21 protein-coding genes are annotated in these 17,625 nt (G+C 73.1%); 2 read left to right on the top strand and 19 right to left on the bottom strand.

The window, feature by feature from the left end; all coding sequences use genetic code 11:
- Positions 1-112: 112 nt before the first annotated feature.
- The 11 genes from lgt to hisI form a co-directional block, all read right to left on the bottom strand.
- A complete protein-coding gene (gene lgt, locus ACFWUQ_RS19750; protein ID WP_384539420.1) occupies positions 113-1,153 on the bottom strand; it encodes a prolipoprotein diacylglyceryl transferase in 1,041 nt (346 codons plus the stop codon).
- Positions 1,154-1,240: 87 nt separating this feature from the next.
- Positions 1,241-2,251 (bottom strand): DsbA family protein, encoded by a 1,011-nt coding sequence (locus ACFWUQ_RS19745; RefSeq protein WP_384539418.1) that lies wholly within the window; start codon positions 2,249-2,251, stop codon positions 1,241-1,243.
- A gap of 94 nt (positions 2,252-2,345) precedes the next feature.
- Positions 2,346-3,179 (bottom strand): tryptophan synthase subunit alpha, encoded by an 834-nt coding sequence (gene trpA / locus ACFWUQ_RS19740; protein WP_384539415.1) that lies wholly within the window; start codon positions 3,177-3,179, stop codon positions 2,346-2,348.
- Entirely contained in the window at positions 3,176-4,420 is a 1,245-nt protein-coding gene (trpB, locus tag ACFWUQ_RS19735; RefSeq protein WP_384539413.1) for a tryptophan synthase subunit beta, read from the bottom strand. Before trpB ends, trpA begins: the two co-directional genes overlap by 4 nt.
- Before the next feature lie 189 nt (positions 4,421-4,609).
- Positions 4,610-4,771, bottom strand: a complete 162-nt coding sequence (gene trpM, locus ACFWUQ_RS19730) for a tryptophan biosynthesis modulator TrpM (RefSeq protein ID WP_384539432.1) — start codon at positions 4,769-4,771, stop codon at positions 4,610-4,612.
- A 58-nt stretch (positions 4,772-4,829) separates the two neighbouring features.
- Positions 4,830-5,639: an indole-3-glycerol phosphate synthase TrpC gene (gene trpC / locus ACFWUQ_RS19725; RefSeq protein ID WP_384539410.1), complete on the bottom strand. Its 810-nt coding sequence runs from the start codon at positions 5,637-5,639 to the stop codon at positions 4,830-4,832.
- A 172-nt stretch (positions 5,640-5,811) separates the two neighbouring features.
- Positions 5,812-6,351, bottom strand: coding sequence for a DUF2752 domain-containing protein (locus ACFWUQ_RS19720; protein ID WP_384539408.1), 540 nt, complete (start codon positions 6,349-6,351; stop codon positions 5,812-5,814).
- A gap of 71 nt (positions 6,352-6,422) precedes the next feature.
- Positions 6,423-6,674, bottom strand: a complete 252-nt coding sequence (locus ACFWUQ_RS19715) for an HGxxPAAW family protein (protein ID WP_384539405.1) — start codon at positions 6,672-6,674, stop codon at positions 6,423-6,425.
- Positions 6,675-6,831: 157 nt separating this feature from the next.
- Positions 6,832-7,503: a TIGR02234 family membrane protein gene (locus ACFWUQ_RS19710; protein WP_384539402.1), complete on the bottom strand. Its 672-nt coding sequence runs from the start codon at positions 7,501-7,503 to the stop codon at positions 6,832-6,834.
- Positions 7,504-7,517: 14 nt separating this feature from the next.
- A complete protein-coding gene (locus ACFWUQ_RS19705; protein WP_384539400.1) occupies positions 7,518-9,008 on the bottom strand; it encodes an anthranilate synthase component I in 1,491 nt (496 codons plus the stop codon).
- Between the two features lie 15 nt (positions 9,009-9,023).
- Positions 9,024-9,404 carry a phosphoribosyl-AMP cyclohydrolase gene (gene hisI, locus ACFWUQ_RS19700; protein ID WP_384539397.1) on the bottom strand — a complete coding sequence of 127 codons (381 nt, stop codon included), beginning with the start codon at positions 9,402-9,404 and terminating at the stop codon, positions 9,024-9,026.
- Between the two features lie 92 nt (positions 9,405-9,496).
- Here hisI and ACFWUQ_RS19695 point away from each other — a divergent pair, with 92 nt between their 5' ends.
- Positions 9,497-10,129 (top strand): TIGR03085 family metal-binding protein, encoded by a 633-nt coding sequence (locus tag ACFWUQ_RS19695; RefSeq protein WP_384539394.1) that lies wholly within the window; start codon positions 9,497-9,499, stop codon positions 10,127-10,129.
- Between the two features lie 45 nt (positions 10,130-10,174).
- Here ACFWUQ_RS19695 and hisF read toward each other — a convergent pair whose 3' ends face one another.
- From hisF to hisD, 8 genes are read right to left on the bottom strand one after another with little or no spacing between them, the layout of a single operon-like run.
- Complete coding sequence (gene hisF / locus ACFWUQ_RS19690; protein ID WP_384539392.1) at positions 10,175-10,930, bottom strand: imidazole glycerol phosphate synthase subunit HisF; 756 nt, start codon at positions 10,928-10,930, stop codon at positions 10,175-10,177.
- Positions 10,927-11,322, bottom strand: a complete 396-nt coding sequence (locus ACFWUQ_RS19685; protein ID WP_384539390.1) for a RidA family protein — start codon at positions 11,320-11,322, stop codon at positions 10,927-10,929. The genes hisF and ACFWUQ_RS19685 overlap by 4 nt, the downstream gene beginning before the upstream one ends.
- Complete coding sequence (priA, locus tag ACFWUQ_RS19680; RefSeq protein WP_384539388.1) at positions 11,319-12,050, bottom strand: bifunctional 1-(5-phosphoribosyl)-5-((5-phosphoribosylamino)methylideneamino)imidazole-4-carboxamide isomerase/phosphoribosylanthranilate isomerase PriA; 732 nt, start codon at positions 12,048-12,050, stop codon at positions 11,319-11,321. Before priA ends, ACFWUQ_RS19685 begins: the two co-directional genes overlap by 4 nt.
- Positions 12,050-12,700 (bottom strand): imidazole glycerol phosphate synthase subunit HisH, encoded by a 651-nt coding sequence (gene hisH / locus ACFWUQ_RS19675; protein ID WP_384539385.1) that lies wholly within the window; start codon positions 12,698-12,700, stop codon positions 12,050-12,052. Before hisH ends, priA begins: the two co-directional genes overlap by 1 nt.
- A complete protein-coding gene (locus ACFWUQ_RS19670) occupies positions 12,697-12,864 on the bottom strand; it encodes a hypothetical protein (protein WP_384539382.1) in 168 nt (55 codons plus the stop codon). The genes hisH and ACFWUQ_RS19670 overlap by 4 nt, the downstream gene beginning before the upstream one ends.
- A 2-nt stretch (positions 12,865-12,866) precedes the next feature.
- The gene (gene hisB, locus ACFWUQ_RS19665; RefSeq protein ID WP_384539379.1) at positions 12,867-13,460 is read right to left on the bottom strand and encodes an imidazoleglycerol-phosphate dehydratase HisB; all 594 of its coding nucleotides are present in this window, start codon (positions 13,458-13,460) and stop codon (positions 12,867-12,869) included.
- A complete protein-coding gene (locus tag ACFWUQ_RS19660; protein ID WP_384539376.1) occupies positions 13,457-14,572 on the bottom strand; it encodes a histidinol-phosphate transaminase in 1,116 nt (371 codons plus the stop codon). Before ACFWUQ_RS19660 ends, hisB begins: the two co-directional genes overlap by 4 nt.
- Positions 14,569-15,900: a histidinol dehydrogenase gene (gene hisD / locus ACFWUQ_RS19655; protein ID WP_384539374.1), complete on the bottom strand. Its 1,332-nt coding sequence runs from the start codon at positions 15,898-15,900 to the stop codon at positions 14,569-14,571. Before hisD ends, ACFWUQ_RS19660 begins: the two co-directional genes overlap by 4 nt.
- Before the next feature lie 125 nt (positions 15,901-16,025).
- On the opposite strand from hisD, the gene ACFWUQ_RS19650 reads away from it, so the two are divergent.
- Complete coding sequence (locus tag ACFWUQ_RS19650; protein WP_384539373.1) at positions 16,026-17,621, top strand: oxidoreductase; 1,596 nt, start codon at positions 16,026-16,028, stop codon at positions 17,619-17,621.
- Positions 17,622-17,625: the final 4 nt, after the last annotated feature.

The raw sequence follows: 17,625 nt of genomic DNA, 5'->3' as shown, positions 1-17,625 counted from the left end.
CCCGCGCACCCCCCCCGGGGCCTTCGCCCCGTCGTTGGGCGGGGGGGGGGGGGGCTTGGGGTGGGGGCCGCCGCCCTGGGGCGCGGCGCCCCCCTTCCGGACCGGTACGCGGTCAGGGCTTGTCGGCCTCCGGGGCCTCGGCCGGCTCCGCCTTGCGCAGGTCGGCCCTGGTGTCGGCCGCCGCCGTCCGCACGGCGCCGCCGGAGGACGCGGCCGCCGCGGGTGCGGCGTCCTTGCGCTCGGCCGCGCCGGCGGGCGGCTCGGTGTCGGAGTGCGCCGGGGCGTCGGCCTCGGCGTCGCCGGCCGCTGTGTCCGCGGCGGCTTCGCCCTTGGCGCCGGGGCGCTCCGGTTCGACGACGTCCTCGCGGCCCGGCCGCAGCTTCGCCGACAGCACGAAGTAGACGACGGCCAGGACGAAGACGACGATCGAGGTCCAGACGTTCAGGCGCAGGCCCAGGATGTGGTGCGCCTCGTCGACGCGCATGTACTCGATCCAGCCCCGGCCCGCGCAGTACCCGGCGACGTACAGGGCGAAGGCCCGCCCGTGGCCCAGGATGAAGCGGCGGTCGGCCCAGATGACCAGGAGGGCGACGCCCACGCACCACAGCGACTCGTACAGGAAGGTCGGGTGGTAGGTGCCCGCGTCCCGGTTCGGGCCCGCGGTGATCTCCACCGCCCACGGCAGATCGGTGGCGCGTCCGTAGAGCTCCTGGTTGAACCAGTTGCCCCAGCGGCCGCAGGCCTGGGCCAGCGCGATCCCGGGGGCCAGGGCGTCGGCCCAGGCCGGCAGCGGGATGCCGCGCAGGCGGCAGCCGATCCAGGCGCCCACCGCGCCGAACGCGATGGCGCCCCAGATGCCGAGGCCGCCCTCCCAGATCTTGAGGGCGTCGACCCAGTTGCGGCCCTCGCCGAAGTAGAGCTGGTAGTCGGTGATCACGTGGTACAGGCGACCACCGACCAGGCCGAAGGGCACCGCCCACACGGCGACGTCCGCGACCGTGCCCGGCTTGCCGCCGCGCGCGATCCAGCGCCGGTTGCCGAGCCAGACGGCGACGAAGACGCCGATGATGATGCAGAACGCGTAGCCGCGGAGCGGGATCGGTCCAAGATGGATCACGCCGGTCGACGGGCTTGGGATGTAAGCAATGTCCATGGCAGACCTGACGCTACCCTGCCGGGCGGTGCGGACCGCAACCCGCCCGGCAAGCGAAACCAAATCCACACATGGCGCGGGCGCCGCTCAGTCCCCGGCGGTCCCCCGGGCACCGGCCGAGGAGCCGCTCCCGGACGCGGCCGACGACGACCCGGCCGAGGACGACCCGGCCGAGGACCCTGCCGAGGACCCCGCCGAGGACCCCTTCGTGGACGACGCCTTCGCCGACGGCGTCGCAGACCCGGACACCGGGGCCGAGGCAGGCGCCGAGGCCGTCGGCGTGCCCTTCGCGCTCCCGCCGCCGGACCCCTTGGCCGCGGCCTCCACCCGCTCCTTGAGCTTCTGCGGGGTCAGCGGGTCGGCCTGGTCGGAGAAGATGTCCTTGCCGTCCAGCAGCACCGTCGGGGTGCCCCGGAACTTCCCGGCGCGGAACGCGTCCTGCGATTTGCCCACCCAGCTGTTGTGCGTGCCGCCCTCCACGCACGCGCGGAAGGCCGGGGTGTCCAGCCCGTCCACCGTGCCGGCCAGCTCCAGCAGCTTCTCGTTCTTGCCGTAGGCGTCGTCGATCTCCTCGGGCTGCTTGACGAAGAGGACGTCGTGGTACGGGGCGAACTTGCCGGCGTCCTGCGCGCAGGCGGCCGCGTTCGCCGCCTTCAGGGAGCCGCTGCCCCCCATGTTCCCGTCGATGAGGGTGACCAGGTGGTAGTCGACCTTGAGAAGCCCCTTGGCCTCCAGCTCGTGGACCACGGCCCGGTAGTTGTCCTCGAAGGCCTTGCAGGCGGGGCAGCGGAAGTCCTCCCACACCGTCAGGGTGGACTTCGCCTCCGCCCGGCCCGTCCGGATGGCGAGCGCGTCCTGCCCTGTCGCGCCGGAGGGGGCGACCACCGGGCCCGCCTTGTCGGCCCCGTCCTTGCCGGTGTTGGCCGCGATCAGGCCGACGACGGCGGCCAGGCCGAGCACCCCGACCACCGCCGCCGCCACGACGAGGGTCCGCCGGCGCTTGTCCCGGGTCTTCTGCCGCTCACGCTCCACGAGGAGTCGCTCGCGGGCCGATCGTTTCGTCGCATCGCGGTTCGCACCGTCGTTCTTCTCGCTCACGTTCCGCCAAACGAAGCAGGGAGGCACTCGCGTGCCTCCCTGCTCCCACTTCCACCCGATCGGGCTACAGAACCCGTCGTGGAACCGCTCCGCGTCAGCTCCTGCGTACGCCTTCCGCAAGCTCGCCCGCAAGCGCCCGCACGGCGGCCAGTCCGGCCGACAAGTCCGGGGCGTCCAGGAGCAGCTTCACGAAGGCCGATCCGACGATCACACCGTCGGCGAAGCCCGCCACCTCCTTGGCCTGGACGGCGTTGGAGACGCCCAGGCCCACGCAGACCGGGAGCCCCCCGGCGGCGCCGGGTGTGGCGCGGGTGCGCCGCACCAGGTCCTGCGCCTGGTTGCCGACCGATTCGCGGGTGCCGGTGACCCCCATGAGGGAGGCGGCGTAGACGAAGCCGGAGCCGGCTTCGGTGATGGTGGCCAGCCGTTCGTCCTTGCTGCTGGGAGCCACGACGAAGACGGTCGCCAGACCGTGCTTGTCCGCGTGCTCGCGCCACAGCGCGGACTCCTGCACCGGCAGGTCGGGCAGGATGCAGCCGGCGCCGCCGGCCGCCGCCAGCTCCGCGGTGAACCGCTCGACGCCGTAGCGGTCGATCGGGTTCCAGTACGTCATGACCAGGATCGGCACCCCGGTCGCCTCGTGCGCCTCGCGGACGGTGCGGATCACGTCCGCGATTTTGACGCCGCCGCGCAGGGCGATGTCGTCGGCGGTCTGGATGATCGCCCCGTCCAGGACCGGATCGCTGTGCGGGAGCCCGACCTCGACCACGTCCGCGCCGCCCGCGACCACGGCCTTGACCGCCTCGATGGCGCCGTCGACCGTGGGGAAGCCCGCCGGGAGGTAGGCCACGAGGGCCGCCCGGTTCTCCGCCTTCGCCTTGCCGAGGGTCTCGCTCAGCAGCTGGATGTTGCCGGTGCCCGTGCTCACTTCGTCTCCGCCTCGGTGCCGTCGTACAGCCCGAAGTAGCGGGCGGCCGTGTCCATGTCCTTGTCGCCGCGGCCGGACAGGTTGACCACGATCAGGCCGTCCTTGCCCAGCTCCTTGCCGAGGTCGAGCGCGCCCGCCAGGGCGTGCGCCGACTCGATCGCCGGGATGATGCCCTCCGTGCGGGAGAGCAGGCGCAGGGCGCGCATCGCGGCGTCGTCGGTGACCGCGCGGTACTCGCCGCGGCCGGAGTCCTTGAGGTAGGAGTGCTCCGGGCCGATGCCCGGGTAGTCCAGCCCGGCCGAGATCGAGTAGGGCTCGGTGATCTGGCCCTCGTCGTCCTGGAGGACGTACGAGCGGGAGCCGTGCAGGATGCCCGGCTCGCCGGCGGTCAGCGTGGCCGCGTGCTCGCCGCTCTCCACGCCGTGCCCGGCCGGCTCGAAGCCGACGAGGCGGACGCCGGCGTCCGGGATGAAGGCGTGGAAGAGGCCGATGGCGTTGGAGCCTCCGCCCACGCAGGCCGCCACGGCGTCCGGCAGGCGTCCGGCGCGCTCCAGGATCTGCCGGCGGGCCTCGACACCGATGACCCGGTGGAAGTCGCGGACCATGGCCGGGAAGGGGTGCGGTCCGGCGACGGTGCCGAAGAGGTAGTGGGTCCGGTCCACGTTGGCGACCCAGTCGCGGAACGCCTCGTTGATGGCGTCCTTGAGGGTCCGCGAGCCGGACTTCACCGCGATGACCTCGGCACCCAGCATGCGCATCCGGGCCACGTTCAGGGCCTGGCGCTGGGTGTCGACCTCGCCCATGTAGATGGTGCATTCGAGGCCGAAGAGGGCGCAGGCGGTGGCCGTGGCCACGCCGTGCTGGCCGGCGCCGGTCTCGGCGATGACGCGGGTCTTGCCCATGCGCTTGGTCAGCAGCGCCTGGCCCAGCACGTTGTTGATCTTGTGCGAGCCGGTGTGGTTGAGGTCCTCGCGCTTGAGGAAGATGCGCGCGTCGCCGGCGTGCTCGGCGAAGCGGGGCACCTCGGTCAGGGCGCTGGGGCGGCCGGTGTAGTTGACCATGAGCTCGTTGAGCTCGGCGGCGAAGGCCGGGTCGCTCTTGGCCTTCTCGTACTCGACGGCGACCTCGTCCACGGCGGCGACGAGCGCCTCCGGGATGAACTTGCCGCCGAAGTCGCCGAAGTAACCCTCGGCGTTGGGGAGGTGACCCTCCGGGTCCGGGACGAAGAACTCGCTGGACATGTCCAGTGCTCCTACGGGATGCGATGCGGCGGAATGGTTTTCACCGTATTGCGCCGCCCGCCCGTGACGCGCGCACCCCGCTGGGGGATGCCGTGCACACGGTGGCGGGACGGCCCGCGCCCGGAGCCGGCGGCTCGGGGTGCGGGCGTACGGGGAGCGGGCGCGGCCCTCGCCGCGCGGCGCTCCTCGTTACAGCGCGTCCGCGCGGCGCCATCGCATGCCGTTGACCTGGCCCGGCTCGGAGCCGATCACGTAGCGGACCCGCCGCCCGTGCACGCGCCGGGCCGGAGCGCGGCAGCCGCGGGGGCGGCAGCCGCGCGCCAGGGGCGCGTGCGTCGCCGGCACGCCGATCGGGCCGCGGCGGCCGGATCGGGTGCGGGCGACAGGACAGTCGTGGGTCACGGCGGGGTCAGCTCCGCCCGTGGCGCAGGGCGGGGTGGGCGCCGGCGGCGACGAGGTCGGCCACGGCCGACCTCGGGTCGCGGCCGGTCACCAGGGACTCCCCGACGAGGACCGCGTCGGCGCCCTCGTTCGCGTAGGCGATCAGGTCGTGCGGTCCGCGGATACCGGACTCGGCGATCTTCACGATGTGGGCCGGGATCTCCGGGACGACGCGCTCGAAGGTGGAGCGGTCGACCTTGAGGTCCTTGAGGTTGCGGGCGTTCACACCGATGATCTTGGCACCGGCGGCGACGGCGCGCTCCACCTCCTCCTCGTCGTGGACTTCCACGAGCGGGGTCAGGCCGATGGACTCGGCCCGCTCGATGAGGGAGACGAGAGCCTCCTGCTCCAGGGCCGCGACGATCAGCAGCACGAGGTCGGCGCCGTAGGCGCGGGCCTCCCACAGCTGGTACGCCGTGACGATGAAGTCCTTGCGCAGGATCGGGATGTCCACGCGTGCGCGGACGGCCTCCAGGTCGGCCAGCGAGCCGCCGAAACGACGCTGCTCGGTGAGGACGGAGATGACCGCCGCACCGCCCGCCTCGTAGTCGGCGGCGAGCCCTGCCGGATCGGCGATCGCGGCCAGCGCGCCCTTCGACGGGCTGGAGCGCTTGACCTCGCAGATCACCTTGACGCTGTCGCCGCGCAGTGCGGCGACGCCGTCCTTGGCCTGGGGCGCCTTGGCGGCACGCTCCTTGAGCTCGTCGAGGCTCACGCGGGCCTGCCGTTCGGCAAGGTCTTCGCGGACCCCTTCGATGATCTCGTCGAGCACACTCACGCGAGCGGCCCCCTTCCGGGTCGATGACGGTCGGCCGCCTTGCAGACACGTACAACTGCAAGGTCAGCACTCAAATGGTATCCGCAGGTCGCCACGGCCTCCGCACGCGGCGGACGGCGTCCCAGTCCCTGGACATTCGGAATACGGGCTTCATCCGGGCACCGCACGGGCCTCAGGGGGCCAGCGCGGACCCGAAAGAAAGATTCCGGACAACGGCGAACATCACGGCCGCGGCCGCGACGGCCCACCAGTACGGAGGCCGCAGGACGAGCCGGGGAACGGCCCCGCCCCGGTAGGCCCGAACCAGCCACAGGGCCGTGAAACCGGCGAAGACGAAGTAGCCGGCGACGGCGAGGGCGTTCGCCCCGAGAGCCGCGAGCAGATCGCCGTGGGCGAACGCGTGCGCGCTGCGCAGGCCGCCGCAGCCCGGGCAGAGGATCCCGGTCAGCCTCAGCAGCGGGCAGACCGGGTAGTGGCCGGGCTCGTTGGGGTCCACGGCGCCGACGTACGCGAAGGCCGCGACGGCGCCCGCCAGCGTGAGCGCCGGGGCGGCCATCCGCCGCGCCCGGGAGGCCGGGACGGCCGGCGCGTACGGTGCCTCCGGCGCGGGGGGCCGCGCGGGCGCGTACGGGGCGGGGGGCGGCGCGTACGGAGCGGGGGGCTGCGCGGGCGCCGTCGGCGGCGCGGGATCAGGGGTACGAGAGGCGTCCACCCGGTGATTGTCTCCGCTCATGACAAAAGGCGCAGCCCGGCGGGGCCACGCCTTTCGGCTGCTCGGACCGCTCAGACGTTGGCCGGGACCTTGTTGGCGGCGATGACCTCGGCGAGGTCCTTGTGGGGGGCCTTCGGCGCACCCATGCCCGCGGCCCGCATCGCCATGCCGACGACACCGCCGAGGACGACGACGACGAGACCGGCGTAGAAGCCGAGCGGGTTCGCCAGCACCATGAAGGCGCCGGAGATGCAGAAACCGATGAAGGCGATGATGACACCGGTCCAGGCGGCCGGGGTGTGTCCGTGGCTAGTGCCCGCCATGAGTTGCTCCTCGTTTGCTCTGTCGCACGTGCTGTGTCGAACGCTCGGTGTCATTGTCCCGCACCCGGCGGGGTCGCCGCCCAGGGGGGTCGGTCGGCGGGGCGCGGCGGCGGCGGCCCGTTCGGGCCGTCCCGGCGGCCGTCGCCGGCGGGCCCTCTCAGCGGGTCGGGTCCTCGCCCCGGTCCAGAGCCTTCCACAGGTCCTCGGGCCGGTCCGGGTCCACCGGCGCCGCCCTGCGCGGACGGGGGCTGCCGTCCCGCTCGTAGCGGCCGCCCATCGAGGGCCAGCCGCGGCCGAAGCGCAACGCCAGTAGTCCGGCGACCAGGATCAGGGCCGCGCCGGCCGCGGTGACGTGGGGCCACGCCGTCTGGGTCAGACCCGCCACCCGGGCGGCGGTGTCCGCGGTGGTCCGGGCGGCCTCCGCGTCCAGGGCGCCGCGGCCGTCGGCGCCGAGCACGGCGGCGAGTCCCGCGCCCAGGCCGCTGAGCGCGAGCAGCCCGGAGACCAGCAGCCGGCCCCGGCCGCGGACCGCGAAGACGGCGACCAGGGCGGCGAGCCCCACGATGGCCAGCGCGGCGGGGAGGCCGGTGACGGCCCGCCCGTCCGCCGTCAGCGGCAGCGATGCGCCCCCGACGGCGGCGGTGCCCCGGGCCCAGGTACGGCCGGAGGCGAGCAGGACGACGGTGGCGCCCAGCGTGCCGAGCAGCAGGGCGACGGCCACGCTGCGGCGGCCGCCGGACTCGGGGCTCCCGGTATCGGGCGCCCCGTCCTCGGGGGCCTGCGCGGCGGAATCGTTTCGGGGCGGGGGTACGGCGCTCACGCACCCCACTATCCCCTACGCCCTCAGGAGCTGCGGAGGCGGTTCGCCGCACCCACCGCGCGCAGCACCGCGGCCGCCTTGTTGCGGCACTCCTCGTCCTCCAGCTCCGGCACCGAGTCGGCGACGACCCCCGCGCCCGCCTGGACGTACGCCGTGCCGTCGCGCAGCAGCGCGGTGCGGATCGCGATGGCGGTGTCGGAGTCCCCGGCGAAGTCCAGGTAGCCCACGCAGCCGCCGTACAGGCCCCGCCGGGAGGGCTCCAGCTCCTCGATGATCTGCATCGCGCGGGGCTTCGGAGCGCCCGAGAGGGTTCCGGCCGGGAAGCAGGCGGTGAGCACGTCGAAGGCCGTCCTGCCCTCGGCGACCCGGCCGGTGACGGTGGACACGATGTGCATGACGTGCGAGTAGCGCTCGATGCCCATGAAGTCGACGACCTCGACCGAGCCCGGCTCGCAGACCCGGCCCAGGTCGTTGCGGCCCAGGTCGACGAGCATCAGGTGCTCGGCGCGCTCCTTCGGGTCGGCCAGCAGCTCCTCGGCGAGGTCGTTGTCCTCCTGCGGGGTCGCCCCCCGGTGGCGGGTACCGGCGATGGGGTGCACCATCGCCCGCCCGTCCTCGACCTTCACCAGCGCCTCGGGGCTGGAGCCGACCACGTCGAAGCCGTCCTCGAAGCGGAAGAGGTACATGTACGGGGAGGGGTTGGTGGCCCGCAGCACGCGGTAGACGTCCAGTGCCGAGGCGTGGCAGGGGGTCTCGAACCGCTGCGAGGGCACCACCTGGAAGGCCTCGCCGGCGCGGATCCGCTCCTTGATGTCCTCGACGGCGCTGCGGTACCTCTCACCGCCCCACAGCGCGGAGAACTCCGGCAGCTCGGAGGCCGGCAGCGGGGCCGGCACGTAGGGGGCGGGCCGGGCCAGGTCCGCCTCCATCGCGTCGAGTCGGGCGACGGCGTCCGCGTACGCCTCGTCCACGCCCGAGTCGAGGTCGTTGTGGTTGATGGCGTTGGCGATGAGCTGGACGGTGCCGTCCCAGTGGTCCATGACCGCCAGGTCGGAGGTGAGCAGCATGGTCAGCTCGGGCAGCCGCAGATCGTCCGCGCCGTGCTCGCCGATGCGCTCCAGGCGGCGCACGATGTCGTAGCCGAGGTAGCCGACCATGCCCCCGGTGAAGGGCGGCATACCGGCCGCCAGGTCCCGGGGGGTGTGCAGGGCCTCGACGGTGGCGCGCAGGGCTTCGAGCGGGTCGCCGTCGACGGGCACGCCGACGGGCGGGGTGCCGATCCAGTGCGCCTGGCCGTCCCGGACGGTCAGGGTGGAGTCGCTGCGGACGCCGACGAAGGAGTAGCGGGACCAGGAGCGCCCGTTCTCGGCGGACTCCAGCAGGAAGGTGCCGGGGCGTTCGGCGGCCAGCTTGCGGTAGAGACCGACGGGCGTGTCCCCGTCGGCCAGCAGCTTGCGGCTCACGGGGATGACGCGGCGGTCGGCCGCGAGCTTGCGGAACGTCTCAAGATCCATGGCGTGGGACCCTACCTATTTCGCGTCACGGTGAAGGACATCGAGCAGCACGTCCGCGTCGAAGCAGGTGCGTGCGCCGGTGTGGCAGGCGGCCCCGACCTGGTCGACCTTGACGAGCACGGTGTCGGCGTCGCAGTCGAGCGCGACGGACTTCACGTGCTGGAAGTGGCCGGAAGTATCGCCCTTGACCCAGTACTCCTGGCGGCTGCGGGACCAGTAGGTGCACCGGCCGGTGGTCAGGGTGCGGTGCAGCGCCTCGTCGTCCATCCAGCCGAGCATCAGCACCTCACCGGTGTCGTACTGCTGGGCGATGGCCGGTACCAGGCCGTCGGGTGAGCGCTTGAGGCGCGCGGCGACGGCGGGGTCGAGGCCGCCGGGGCGGGGGGTCGTACTCATGGGGCCATTGTGCCGGGCGGGAATGCCCGGAAAGGATCCCTGTCCGCCTGGTGAGCAGCCGTGCGGTGGGTTCCGGCCGTAGGCTGGCAGACATGTCTACCCATGCGAAGCGCGAACGCCTGCTGCTGGCGGACCTGTTGGAAGCGGCGGGCCCGGATGCCCCCACGCTGTGCGACGGCTGGACCTGCCGCGAACTGGCCGCGCACGTCGTGGTCCGGGAGCGGCGGCCGGACGCGGCCGGCGGGCTGCTGCTGAACGTACTGAAGGACCGCCTGGACCGGGCCATGACGGAGTACACGGCGAAACCGTACGAGGAGCTCGTACGACTGATCCGTACCGGGCCGCCGAGGCTGTCGGTGTACGCGGTGAAGCAGATCGACGAGGCGGCGAACGCGGTGGAGTTCTACGTCCACGCGGAGGACGTCCGGCGGGCGCAGCCGGACTGGGCGCCGAGGGAGCTGGACCCGGTGTTCTCGGACGCGCTCTGGTCGCGTCTGGAGAAGCTGTCCCGTCTGACGGGGCGGCGCTCGCCGGTGGGCCTCGTACTGCGGCGGCCGAACGGGCAGACGGCGGTGGCGCACAAGGGCCGGCCGGTGGTGACGGTGACGGGCGAGCCGGGGGAGCTGACGCTGTTCTGCTTCGGCCGCCAGGACGCCGCCGCTGTGGCTCTGGACGGCGAGAAGGAGGCCGTCGCCCAGGTGTCGGCGGCCCGCCTGGGCATCTGAGCGTCCCGCGGCCCGCCCGCGACGGCGCGGGCGGGCCGGCGGGCGTCAGCGGACGGGGTGGCCCGCTTCCCGCAGCGCGGACTTGACCTCGGCGATCCGCAGGTCCCCAAAGTGGAACACCGACGCCGCGAGGACCGCGTCGGCGCCCGCGTCGATCGCCGGTGCGAAGTGCGCCAGCGTGCCGGCGCCGCCGGAGGCGATCACCGGTACGGTGACGTGCTTGCGCACGGCCGCGATCATCTCGGTGTCGTAGCCGTCCTTCGTGCCGTCGGCGTCCATCGAGTTCAGCAGGATCTCCCCGGCGCCCAGCTCGGCCGCCCGGTGCGCCCACTCGACGGCGTCGATGCCGGTGCCCCGGCGGCCGCCGTGCGTGGTGACCTCGAAGGAGCCCTCCTCGGTACGGCGCGCGTCCACGGACAGGACGAGGACCTGGCGGCCGAAGCGCTCCGCGATCTCCTGGATGAGCTCGGGGCGGGCGATGGCGGCGGTGTTCACGCCCACCTTGTCCGCCCCCGCGCGCAGCAGCTTGTCCACGTCGTCCGCGGTACGGACGCCGCCGCCCACGGTGAGCGGGATGAAGACCTGCTCGGCGGTCCGCCGCACGACGTCGTAGGTGGTCTCGCGGTTCCCGGAGGACGCGGTGATGTCGAGGAAGGTCAGCTCGTCGGCGCCCTCGGCGTCGTACAGCTTGGCCATCTCCACGGGGTCGCCGGCGTCGCGCAGGTTCTGGAAGTTGACGCCCTTCACGACCCGGCCGTTGTCCACGTCCAGGCAGGGGATCACCCGTACGGCGAGGGTCATGCGGAGGCCTCCTGGACCGGGCCGTACGCCTCGACCTCGACCTCGACGACCATGCCGGGGTCGACGAAGCCGGAGACGATGAGCATCGTCGCGGCGGGGCGGACGGCGTCGAACAGCTCCTTGTGGGCGCGGCCCACGTCGTCCACGTCGCGGGCGTGGGTGAGGTACATGCGGGTGCGGACCACGTGCTCGGGGCCGAGACCGGCCTGGGCGAGGGCCTTGAGAGCGACGCCGAAGGCGGCGGTCGCCTGGTCGTAGGGGCCGCCGGCGTCGGCGGCGGTGCAGCCGGAGACCAGGACGAGGCCGTTGGGGAGCTGGACGGCGCGGGAGTACGCGATGACGTCCTCGTAGGCGCCGCCGGAGGAGATGCGGCGAATCGCGTCGGAGCTCATGCGGAGACCACCTTCAGGGCTTCTTCCAGGGTGAAGGCCTTCGCGTACAGGGCCTTGCCGACGATGGCGCCCTCGACGCCCAGCGGGACGAGCTCGGACAGCGCCCGCAGGTCGTCCAGGGAGGAGACGCCCCCGGAGGCCACGACGGGCCGGTCGGTGGCGGCGCAGACGTTGCGCAGCAGCTCCAGGTTGGGGCCGGTGAGGGTGCCGTCCTTGCCGATGTCGGTGACGACGTACCGGGCGCAGCCCTCGGAGTCCAGGCGCGCGAGGGTCTCGTACAGGTCGCCGCCCTCGCTGGTCCAGCCGCGGCCCTTGAGGGTGGTGCCGCGTACGTCCAGGCCCACCGCGATCCGGTCGCCGTGCTCGGCGATGGCGCGGGCGGCCCACTCGGGGGTCTCCAGGGCGGCGGTGCCCAGGTTGACGCGGGTGCAGCCGGTGGCGAGGGCCGCGGCGAGCGAGGCGTCGTCGCGGATGCCGCCGGACAGCTCGACCTTGATGTCCATGGCGCCGGTGATCCCGGCGACCAGGGCGCGGTTGTCGCCGGTGCCGAAGGCGGCGTCGAGGTCGACCAGGTGCAGCCATTCGGCGCCGGCGCGCTGCCAGGCGAGGGCCGCTTCCAGCGGGGAGCCGTAGGAGGTCTCGCTGCCGGACACCCCGTGGACGAGGCGGACGGCCTGCCCGTCGCGGACGTCGACCGCGGGGAGGAGCTCAAGCGTGGGTGCGGTCATCACAGGGTCTCGATCCAGTTGGTGAGGAGCTGGGCGCCGGCGTCGCCGGACTTCTCGGGGTGGAACTGGGTGGCCCACAGGGCCCCGTTCTCCACCGCCGCGACGAAGCGCTCGCCGTGCGTGGCCCAGGTGACCTTGGGGGCGCGGATCAGCGGGTTGGTGACTTCCAGGCTCCATTCGCGCGCCGCGTAGGAGTGCACGAAGTAGAACCGGGCGTCGTCGTCGAGTCCGGCGAAGGCCTGGCTGTCGGCCGGGGCGTCGACGGTGTTCCAGCCCATGTGGGGGACGACGGGGGCCTTGAGCGGGCCGACCGTGCCGGGCCACTCGTCGAGGCCCTCGGTCTCGACGCCGTGCTCGATGCCGCGCTCGAAGAGGATCTGCATGCCGACGCAGATGCCCATGACCGGGCGGCCGCCGGAGAGCCGGCGGCCGATGATCCAGTCGCCGCGGGCCTCCTTGAGGCCCTGCATGCAGGCGGAGAAGGCGCCGACGCCGGGGACGAGGAGTCCGTCGGCGTCCATGGCCCTGTCGTAGTCGCGGGTGATCTCGACGTCGGCGCCGACGTGCGCGAGGGCGCGCTCGGCGGAGCGGACGTTGCCGAAGCCGTAGTCGAAGACGACGACCTTCTTGGTGGGGGCGGCAGTGCTCATTCCCAGATTCCTTGGATGCGCAGGACTCCGGCGACGAGGCACATCACGGAGCCGATGGCGAGCAGGACGACGACCGATTTCGGCATCTGCTGCTTCTGGAAGGAGTAGACGCCTCCGGCCAGGAACAGGCCGAGGACGATCAGGATCGTGTTGAGCCCGTTCACGGTTAGAGGGCGCCCTTCGTGGACGGAAGGATGCCGGCCGCGCGCGGGTCGAACTCGGCGGCGTAGCGCAGGGCCCGCGCGAGGGCCTTGAACTGGCACTCGACGATGTGGTGGGCGTTGCGGCCGTACGGGACGTGGATGTGCAGGGCGATCTGGGCCTGCGCGACGAAGGACTCGAAGATGTGCCGGGTCATCGTCGTGTCGTAGGTGCCGATCATCGGCGCCATGTTCTCGGGCTCGGTGTGCACGAGGTACGGGCGGCCCGACAGGTCGACGGTCACCTGGGCGAGGGACTCGTCGAGCGGCACGGTGCAGTTGCCGAAGCGGTAGATGCCCACCTTGTCGCCGAGGGCCTGCCGGAAGGCGGCGCCGAGCGCGAGGGCGGTGTCCTCGATGGTGTGGTGGGTGTCGATGTGCAGGTCGCCGTCGGTCTTGACCGTGAGGTCGAAGAGGCCGTGGCGGCCGAGCTGGTCGAGCATGTGGTCGTAGAAGCCCACGCCCGTCGCGACGTCGACCTTTCCGGTGCCGTCGAGGTTTATCTCGACGACGACGGAGGTCTCCTTCGTGGTCCGTTCGACCCGTCCGATGCGGCTCATGCGTGCTGCTCCTTCTTCAGTGCGCGAACCGCTTCCAGGAACGCGTCGTTCTCGGCCGGGGTGCCCGCGGTGACCCGCAGCCGGCCCGGTACGCCGTTGTCCCGGACCAGGACGCCCTGGTCGAGGATCTTCTGCCAGGCGGTGTGCGAGTCCGCGAACGTCCCGAATTGGATGAAGTTCGCGTCGGACTCGGTGACCTCGTAGCCGAGGGCCCGCAGCTCGGTGACGAGGCGGTCCCGCTCGGCCTTGAGCTGCTCGACGTAGCCGAGCAGGGTGTCGGTGTGCTCCAGGGCGGCCAGGGCGGTCGCCTGGGTGACGGCCGACAGGTGGTACGGCAGGCGTACCAGCTGGACGGCGTCGACGACGGCGGGGTGCGCGGCCAGGTAGCCCAGGCGCAGGCCGGCGGCGCCGAAGGCCTTGGACATGGTCCGGGAGACCACCAGGTTCGGCCGGCCCTCGATGAGGGGCAGCAGCGAGTCCCGGTGGCTGAACTCCACGTAGGCCTCGTCGACGATCACCAGCGAGGGCTTGGCGGCTTGCGCGGCCTCGTACAGCGCGAGGACGGTCTCGGCCTCGACGGCGGTGCCGGTGGGGTTGTTGGGGGAGGTGATGAAGACGACGTCGGGGGCGTGCTCGGCGAGGGCGCGCTCGGCGGCCGGGACGTCGATGGTGAAGTCCTCGCCGCGCGGGCCGGAGATCCAGCCCGTCCCGGTGCCGCGTGCGATCAGGGCGTGCATGGAGTACGAGGGCTCGAAGCCGATCGCGGTGCGGCCGGGTCCGCCGAAGGTCTGCAGCAGCTGCTGGAGGACCTCGTTGGAGCCGTTGGCGGCCCAGACGTTCTCGCGCGCGACCGGGTGCTTGCCGGTGCGGGTGAGGTAGGCCGCGAGCTGGGTCCGCAGCTCGACCGCGTCCCGGTCCGGGTAGCGGTTGAGGGTGCGGGCGGCGTCGGCGACGCGCTCGGCGATGCGCCGCACCAGCTCCTCGGGCAGCTCGTACGGGTTCTCGTTGGTGTTCAGCTGGACGGGTACGTCGAGCTGCGGGGCGCCGTACGGGGTCTTGCCGCGGAGCTCGTCGCGGATGGGGAGGTCGTCGATTCCGATGTCCGCGCTCACTGCTGGGGCACCTTCCAGCCGAAGCGCGCCTTGAGCGCGGCGCCGTGCGCGGGCAGGTCCTCGGCCTCGGCCAGCGTCACCACGTGGTGGGTGACCTCGGCGAGGGCGTCGCGCGTGTAGTCGACGATGTGGATGCCGCGCAGGAAGGACTGCACGGACAGGCCGGAGGAGTGGCAGGCGCAGCCGCCGGTGGGCAGGACGTGGTTCGAGCCGGCGCAGTAGTCGCCGAGTGAGACCGGGGCCCAGGGGCCGACGAAGATCGCGCCGGCGTTGCGGACCCGGGCGGCCCAGGCGGCCGCGTCGGCGGTCTGGATCTCCAGGTGCTCGGCGCCGTACGCGTCGACGACCTTGAGGCCGTCCTCCAGGCTGTCGACGAGCACGATCGCGGACTGCCTGCCCGCGAGGGCCGGCTTGATCCGGTCCTCGACGTGCTTGGAGGCGGCGACCTGCGGTTCCAGCTCCCTCTCCACGGCGTCCGCGAGCTCCGCGGAGTCGGTGACGAGGACGGCCGCGGCCAGCGGGTCGTGCTCGGCCTGGCTGATCAGGTCGGCGGCGACGTGCACCGGGTCGGCCGTGGAGTCCGCGAGGACCGCGATCTCGGTGGGTCCGGCCTCGGTGTCGATGCCGATCCTCCCGGTGAAGTAGCGCTTGGCGGCGGCGACCCAGATGTTGCCGGGGCCGGTGACCATGTTCACCGGGGGGCAGCCGTCGGGACCGGAGGTGCCGTACGCGAACATCGCCACCGCCACGGCGCCGCCGGCCGCGTACACCTCGTCCACGCCGAGCAGCGCGCAGGCGGCCAGGATCGTGGGGTGCGGCAGGCCGCCGAACTCCTTCTGCGGCGGCGAGGCCAGCGCGATGGAGGCGACACCCGCCTCCTGCGCGGGGACGACGTTCATGACGACGGAGGACGGGTACACCGAGCGGCCGCCCGGGGCGTACAGCCCCACGCGCTCCACCGGGACCCACTTCTCGGTCACGGTGCCGCCGGGGACCACCTGGGTGGTGTGCTCGGTGCGGCGCTGGTTGCGGTGCACGATCCGGGCGCGCCGGATCGACTCCTCCAGGGCGGCGCGGACGGCGGGGTCCAGCTGCTCCAGGGCGGCCGCGAGGGCCTCCGCGGGGACCCGGACCTGCGCGAGCTCGACGCCGTCGAACCTCCGCGCGTACTCGATCAGCGCCGCCGTGCCGCGATGATGCACGTCCTCGCAGATGGGCCGCACTTTCTCCAGGGCGGCTTCTACGTCGAACTCGGCACGGGGCAGCAGGTCGCGCAGGGCGCCGCCCTCGGGGAGGGCGTCACCGCGCAGGTCGATACGAGAGATCACCTCACAATTCTCTCAGACCGCATCACGCCACCGTTCGCCCGTATCACTGGCTGATACACGCCGTGGATGTCGGAGGCCGCCGTTAGCGTTCCCCTACACGTATGTGCGAGCGGAGGGGGACCGCCATGGCCGAGGCGCGCGCGGGCGAGGAACCGGCGGATCTCAGCGCCGCCGAGCGCCGCATGTGGGAGGCGTTCCGCACCGGCGGCGTCTGCGATCTGAGCGTCCGCGCCGCCGGGCAGGACGATCCGCATTCCGAGCGGTCCTGGGGCCCCGGGCGCGCGGTCCGCGCCTCGGTGGTGGCGCTACTGCTCCTCCACGGGCCGCCGCCGGTGCCGGGCCGGGTGGCCTCGCTCAAGCTGCGGGGGGCGCGGATCACGGGGCGGCTGGACCTGTCCGGCGGCTCGGTCGAGCCGTACGTGGAGCTCCAGTCCTGCCGCTTCGACAGCGAGGTCCAGATCTCCGAGGCGCGCTTCGGCACGCTGCGCCTCGTCAACTGCGTGATCCCGAGGCTGGAGGCCTCCCGCCTGCACACGGAGGGGGACCTGCACCTGCCGCGCTGCCGGGTCGCCCGGGGCATCCGGCTGACCGACGCCCAGATCGGCACCGACCTGCTGGTCAGCCAGGTGGTGGCGCAGCGCGACAGCAAGGGCCGGGCGATCGCCGCCGACGGGTTGTCGGTCGCGCAGGACTTCCAGGGCGAGATGCTGGAGACGTACGGGGAGGTGAGCCTGCGGGGCGCGAAGGTGGGAGTGTCGATGAACCTGCGCGGGGCGCGGCTGAGCAACCCGTACGGGCGGTACGCGCTGAACGCCCCGCAGCTGACGGTCGAGCGGACCCTGTACCTGACCTCGATCGCCCTGGAGCCCGCCCCCGGCTCGAACAGCACCACTCCCCCGTACGGGCTGGGGGCGACGCCGGCACGCGGCGAACGGTCGCGGCGCTTCGAGTGCCGGGGCGGGCTGCGGCTGGACGACGGCCGCTTCGGCGACGCCGTCGACTTCTACGGGGCGCGGTTCCTGTTCACCGACGAGCAGGAGATGTCCCTGCGGCGGATCCAGACTCCCGAGTTCCGTTTCGTCGGCGAGCGGCCGGAGCGCGGCAGGGTGGTGGTCTCGGGCGCCAAGGTGGTGAAGCTCGTCGACACCTCCACCAGTTGGCCGGGGCCGGGCGGCGTGTCCATGGAGGGCTTCGTCTACGAGAACCTCGCGCCCCGGGGCCACTTCCCCCTCTCCCGGCGGCTGGACTGGGTGGAGGCGGCCACTCCCGAGTACTCGCCGGAGCCGTACGAGCGGTTGGCGGCGGTCCTGCGGGCCGGGGGTGAGGACGCGGAGGCGCGCGAGGTCCTGCTGGCCAAGCAGCGCCGCCGGCGGGCGACCCTCCCGCCCGCGGCGCGGGCCTGGGGCCACCTCCAGGACTGGACGGTGGTCTACGGGTACCGCCCGGGGCGGGCCGCGCTGTGGATGGCGGTGCTCTGGGCGGCGGGGGCGCTGCTGTTCTCGCAGCACGACCCGCCGCCGATCAAGGCCGAGGAGTCCCCGCAGTGGAGCGCCCCGCTCTACGCGCTGGATCTGCTGCTGCCGGTGATCGATCTGGGACAGGAGGGACGGTGGAGGCTGGCGGGCGGCTGGCAGTGGGGGGCGGCGTCCCTGGTCATCCTCGGCTGGATCCTGGCGACGACGGTGGCGGCGGGTGCGTCACGGCTGCTGAGGCGGGGGTGACGGG

Source organism: Streptomyces sp. NPDC058662 (assembly GCF_042716255.1).
Classification (GTDB): Bacteria; Actinomycetota; Actinomycetes; order Streptomycetales; family Streptomycetaceae; genus Streptomyces.
The sequence above is the reverse complement of the archived record's forward strand: the minus strand, read 5'-3'. Positions and strand labels throughout refer to the sequence as shown.

Excerpts from the sequence above, each read along its gene's own strand:
- lgt (WP_384539420.1), bottom strand. The coding sequence starts at position 1,153 with ATGGACATTGCTTACATCCCAAGCCCGTCGACCGGCGTGATCCATCTT.
- trpB (WP_384539413.1), bottom strand. The coding sequence starts at position 4,420 with ATGTCCAGCGAGTTCTTCGTCCCGGACCCGGAGGGTCACCTCCCCAAC.
- ACFWUQ_RS19715 (WP_384539405.1), bottom strand. The coding sequence starts at position 6,674 with ATGGCGGGCACTAGCCACGGACACACCCCGGCCGCCTGGACCGGTGTC.
- ACFWUQ_RS19705 (WP_384539400.1), bottom strand. The coding sequence starts at position 9,008 with ATGGATCTTGAGACGTTCCGCAAGCTCGCGGCCGACCGCCGCGTCATC.
- hisI (WP_384539397.1), bottom strand. The coding sequence starts at position 9,404 with ATGAGTACGACCCCCCGCCCCGGCGGCCTCGACCCCGCCGTCGCCGCG.
- ACFWUQ_RS19695 (WP_384539394.1), top strand. The coding sequence starts at position 9,497 with ATGTCTACCCATGCGAAGCGCGAACGCCTGCTGCTGGCGGACCTGTTG.
- hisF (WP_384539392.1), bottom strand. The coding sequence starts at position 10,930 with ATGACCCTCGCCGTACGGGTGATCCCCTGCCTGGACGTGGACAACGGC.
- ACFWUQ_RS19685 (WP_384539390.1), bottom strand. The coding sequence starts at position 11,322 with ATGAGCTCCGACGCGATTCGCCGCATCTCCTCCGGCGGCGCCTACGAG.
- priA (WP_384539388.1), bottom strand. The coding sequence starts at position 12,050 with ATGACCGCACCCACGCTTGAGCTCCTCCCCGCGGTCGACGTCCGCGAC.
- hisH (WP_384539385.1), bottom strand. The coding sequence starts at position 12,700 with ATGAGCACTGCCGCCCCCACCAAGAAGGTCGTCGTCTTCGACTACGGC.
- hisB (WP_384539379.1), bottom strand. The coding sequence starts at position 13,460 with ATGAGCCGCATCGGACGGGTCGAACGGACCACGAAGGAGACCTCCGTC.
- ACFWUQ_RS19650 (WP_384539373.1), top strand. The coding sequence starts at position 16,026 with ATGGCCGAGGCGCGCGCGGGCGAGGAACCGGCGGATCTCAGCGCCGCC.